5 protein-coding genes are annotated in these 4,348 nt (G+C 73.0%); 2 read left to right on the plus strand and 3 right to left on the minus strand.

Annotation, left to right across the window (positions count from 1 at the left end):
• Window positions 1-124 precede the first annotated feature (124 nt).
• A complete protein-coding gene (locus KJP73_RS19005) occupies window positions 125-568 on the minus strand; it encodes a MarR family winged helix-turn-helix transcriptional regulator (RefSeq protein WP_213284448.1) in 444 nt (147 codons plus the stop codon).
• Between the two features lie 135 nt (window positions 569-703).
• Entirely contained in the window at window positions 704-2,128 is a 1,425-nt protein-coding gene (glnA, locus tag KJP73_RS19010; RefSeq protein WP_213284449.1) for a type I glutamate--ammonia ligase, read from the minus strand.
• A 177-nt stretch (window positions 2,129-2,305) separates the two neighbouring features.
• Here glnA and KJP73_RS19015 point away from each other — a divergent pair, with 177 nt between their 5' ends.
• Window positions 2,306-2,803, plus strand: coding sequence for an RDD family protein (locus KJP73_RS19015; protein WP_213284450.1), 498 nt, complete (start codon window positions 2,306-2,308; stop codon window positions 2,801-2,803).
• Window positions 2,804-2,902: 99 nt separating this feature from the next.
• Here the strand turns inward: KJP73_RS19015 and KJP73_RS19020 are convergent, their stop codons facing one another.
• A complete protein-coding gene (locus KJP73_RS19020) occupies window positions 2,903-3,619 on the minus strand; it encodes a DUF4191 domain-containing protein (RefSeq protein ID WP_213284451.1) in 717 nt (238 codons plus the stop codon).
• A 168-nt stretch (window positions 3,620-3,787) separates the two neighbouring features.
• Between KJP73_RS19020 and KJP73_RS19025 the strand changes: the two genes are divergently transcribed.
• Window positions 3,788-4,348, plus strand: a 561-nt coding sequence (locus KJP73_RS19025) for a flavodoxin domain-containing protein (RefSeq protein WP_213284452.1), incomplete at its 3' end; no start/stop codon positions are given.

Below are 4,348 nucleotides of genomic sequence, written 5' to 3' on the forward strand. Positions count from 1 at the left end.
ACCCTGCACGCCCTGCTGACGAAGGTCGCCGCGGAGCTCCCCCGGCCCACCCGCTCCTAGCCCCGCGTCCGCTCGTCACCCGGGCGGCGCGCGGGCGGCGCCCGGGTGACGAGCGGACGCGGGGCTAGGAGCGGGTGGGCCGGGGGAGCTCCGCGGCGACCTTCGTCAGCAGGGCGTGCAGGGTGGCGCGCTCGGTCGGGTCCAGCGGCGCCAGGATCGTGTCGTCGGCGGCGGCCATCGCCTCCGCGAACCCGGCGATGAGCTCGCTGCCCTCCGGCGTCGCGTAGACGCGCTTGCTCCGGACGTCACCCGGCTCCGTCCGGCGCTCGACGAGTCCACGGCGCTCGAGCCCCTGCAGCAGGCTCGAGACGCTCGCCGCGCTGGTGCGGCTGACCTGCGCGATGTCGCGCTGGATGGCGCCCGGGTTCTGGGCCAGATACCCCAGGACGAAGCCCTGCTCGTGGCTGAGCTCGCGCGACCGGATCCAGTCCTCGCCGGCCTTGCGCTGGGCCCAACCGATCCAGCGCAGCAGCTCCAGGCTGCTGGCGGGCACGTCGTTCTCGTCCATGGTCAGGAATCTAAACGTTAGACGCCTAACTGTCAACCATCGAACTGTCCGGGACGGCCGAGGTTCGCAGACGCCACGAGGGGCGCCTCCCTGACGGGAGACGCCCCTCGCTGCGTGCTGATCGGGAGCAGCCGATCAGACGTCGTAGTAGAGCTCGAACTCGTGCGGGTGCGGGCGCAGCCGGATCGGGTCGACCTCCGCGGACCGCTTGTAGTCGATCCAGGTCTGGATGAGGTCCGGCGTGAAGACGTTGCCGGCGGTCAGCCAGTCGTGGTCCGCCTCCAGGTTGTCCAGGACCTCGGCGAGCGTGCCGGGGACCTGCTGGATGAGCGCGTGCTCCTCCGGGGGCAGCTCGTACAGGTCCTTGTCGACCGGCTCCGGCGGCTCGATGCGGTTCTGGATGCCGTCGAGGCCCGCCATCAGCATGGCCGCGAAGGCCAGGTACGGGTTGGACGACGGGTCCGGCACGCGGAACTCGATGCGCTTGGCCTTCGGGTTCGAGCCGGTCACGGGGACGCGGATGCACGCGGACCGGTTGCGGGCCGAGTAGACCAGGTTGACCGGGGCCTCGAAGCCGGGGACCAGGCGGTGGTAGGAGTTCACCGTCGGGTTCGTGAAGGCCAGCAGCGACGGCGCGTGCTTGAGCAGGCCGCCGATGTACCAGCGGGCCATGTCGGACAGGCCGCCGTAGCCCTTCTCGTCGAAGAACAGCGGCTCGCCGTCCTTCCACAGGGACTGGTGGACGTGCATGCCCGAGCCGTTGTCGCCGAACAGCGGCTTCGGCATGAAGGTCGCGGTGCGGCCCTCGGCGTGCGCCACGTTCTTCACGACGTACTTGAACAGCTGCACCTTGTCGGCCGACTTGGCGAGCGAGTCGAAGCGGTAGTTGATCTCCGCCTGGCCGGCGGTGCCGACCTCGTGGTGCGCGCGCTCCACCTGCAGGCCCAGGGCGTCGAGCTGCAGCGAGATCTTGTCGCGCAGGTCGGCGAAGTGGTCGACCGGCGGGACGGGGAAGTAGCCGCCCTTGTAGGGCGTCTTGTGCCCGAGGTTGCCGCCCTCCTCGGCGCGGCCGGTGTTCCAGGCCGCCTCGATGGAGTCGATCGAGTAGAACGAGCTGTTCTGCTTCGTCTCGAAGCGCACGTCGTCGAAGATGTAGAACTCGGCCTCGGGGGCGAAGAACGCCGTGTCCGCGATGCCGGTCGAGCGCAGGTACGCCTCGGCCTTCGCGGCGACCTGACGGGGGTCGCGCGTGTAGGGCTCGTCGGTGTACGGGTCGACGATGTGGAAGTTCAGGCAGAGGGTCTTCTCGGTCCGGAACGGGTCGAGGTAGGCCGTCGTGACGTCCGGGATGAGCTTCATGTCGGACTCGTTGATGGCCTGGAAGCCGCGGATCGAGGACCCGTCGAACATCTGGCCCTCGACGAAGAAGTTCTCGTCCACGGTCGCGGCGGGCACGTTGAAGTGCTGCATCACGCCGGGCAGGTCGCAGAACCGGACGTCGACGAACTTGACGTCCTCGTTCTTGATGAAGGCCAGGACTTCCTCTGGCTTGCTGAACATCCGCTGCTCCTCGGGTTTGCCGTGCCCGTCCGTGCCGGGCCTCCAGCGAGGCTAGGCGGACCCAGTTTCCCTGCGGTGTACCGATTGTTTCCGAGGTGTTACGTGACCCCCTGGTCGTGTTGCGGTCGCGTGACGTGGGCGGCGGGCGGCCGCGCGGGCGACGGTTACCGTTGACGCATGGTGGATCGCGAGGACGTCGGGTCGTGGCTGGAGGGACCGCCGGTCGGGCGGCCGGGGGTCGCGCACGGCACGCGGCTGGGCCTGCCCGCCGAGGGGCGCGGGGCGCTCGCGCCGCTCGGGCGCCGGGTGCTCGCTCTCGTGCTCGACTGGTTCGTCTGCCAGCTCATCGCGTACGCGTTCCTGCCCGCGGACGCCGAGGCGTTCGGCACGCTGGCGATCTTCGCCGTCGAGAACCTGCTGCTCGTCGGGACGGTCGGCACCACGCTGGGTCACCGCGTCCTCGGCATCCGGGTGCGGCGCGTGGTCCCGCCCCGGACCCTCGTGGAGGCCCCGGACGCCCCCGCCCCCGACCCGGGCCGCGACGTCCCGCCGAGCCTGCTGCAGGCCCTGGTCCGCACCGTGCTGCTGTGCCTGGTGATCCCCGCGGTGGTGTGGGACGCCGACGGCCGCGGCCTGCACGACCGCCTGGCCGGCACCGCGATCGTCCGCCGCTGACCCCACCGGCACGCCGGCGGCACCGACTCCCCGGGAAGCACGACGCGCCCGGTCCCTCGCGGGGCCGGGCGCGTTCGGCGTGGGTGACGGGCGTGCGGGTCAGCGGCCGCGCATGCCCTTGCGGTCGGGGCGGACCCGCATCGGGTCGACGCCCTTCGGCACGGGCATCTTCACCGCACCGAGCGCGGTCAGGCGCTTGAGGACCTCGCCGACCTCCTGCTTGGTCAGCTGCGGCTTGAGGCGCTGGACCTTGCGGGCGAGCTGGGGGAGCGGCACCTGGCCCTCCTCGCGACCGACCTCGATCAGCGTGATCGGGACGCCCTGGAGGACGCGGGCGGTGCGCTTGCGCTCGGACTCGAGCAGCTTGCCGATCCGGTGCGACGGGCCCTCGCCGACCAGCACGATCCCCGGGCGGCCGACGCCGCGGAAGACGAGGTCCTGGGTGCGCGGCGCGACCGCGACGGGCTCCTCGGCGAACGTCCAGCCGCGGCGGATCGTGCCGAGCGCGGAGTACGCGGCGCCCGGCTGCCCCTCGATGCGCGAGTAGGCGGCGCGCTCGGCGCGGCGGGTCAGCATGAACATCGCCCCCAGCAGGGCGAACGGGATGCTCAGCAGCAGCATGTACCACCAGGTGAGGAACACCAGGCCGAGCAGCAGGCCCACGGCGACGATGCCGAAGAACACCGCGAGGATCAGCCACGTGACCGCCGGGTCCTGCTGGCGGGTCATCGTGTACGCCTGCCAGACCTGGTGGTACCACCGGGTCTTCTTCACCTTCGCGGGCGCGCTCGCCGACGCGGTCTTGTCACGGGCCATGGCGCGAGTCTACCGGCGGCGGGTGCGGTCGTGACGCGCCCCCGGGGCTGTTCGCGCACGGCGGGACCTCCGTCCCTGGCGGCACGCCACCGGCCGGGCTGAGCCTGAGGGGGACGGCAGGCCGGTGTGGCGACGGGGCGACGGCGGGTGCCGCAGGGGGAGGTCGACATGCGGGTCCTGGTGACGGTGGCGTCGCGGCACGGCGGGACGCAGGAGATCGGTGCCGCGGTCGCGCGCGTGCTGCGCGAGGCCGGCCACGAGGTGACGGAGGTCGACCCGGACGAGGTCCGGGCGCTCGACGTCTACGACGCGGTGGTGCTCGGCTCCGCCGTGTACGCCGGCCGCCTGGCAGCCGCGCTGCGCGAGCTCGTCGACCGGCTCGCCGGGCAGCTCACGGCGCTGCCGGTGTGGCTGTTCTGGTCCGGCCCGGTCGGGGTGCCCCCGCTGCCGGCGACCGAGCCCGACGACGTCCGCGTGGTGGCCCGGCGGGTCGGTGCGCGGGAGGTGCGGTGCTTCGGTGGACGGCTGCGGCGGGGGGGGGGCGGGGGGGGGGCGGCCCCCCCCCCCCCGCCCCCCCCCCCCCCGGGCGGGGGGGGGGGCGCCCGCCCGCCGCGGGCACCAGCTGCTCCGGTCCGCCTACGTGGCGGCGTTCCAGGTGCCGGGCGTGCCGGAGCGGGTGCTGCTGGCGCACGGCGGACGGCGGCTGCGGCGGGCGCTGACCCGCTCCGG

It is taken from the genome of Cellulomonas hominis, assembly GCF_901521055.1.
Taxonomy (GTDB): domain Bacteria; phylum Actinomycetota; class Actinomycetes; order Actinomycetales; family Cellulomonadaceae; genus Cellulomonas; species Cellulomonas endometrii.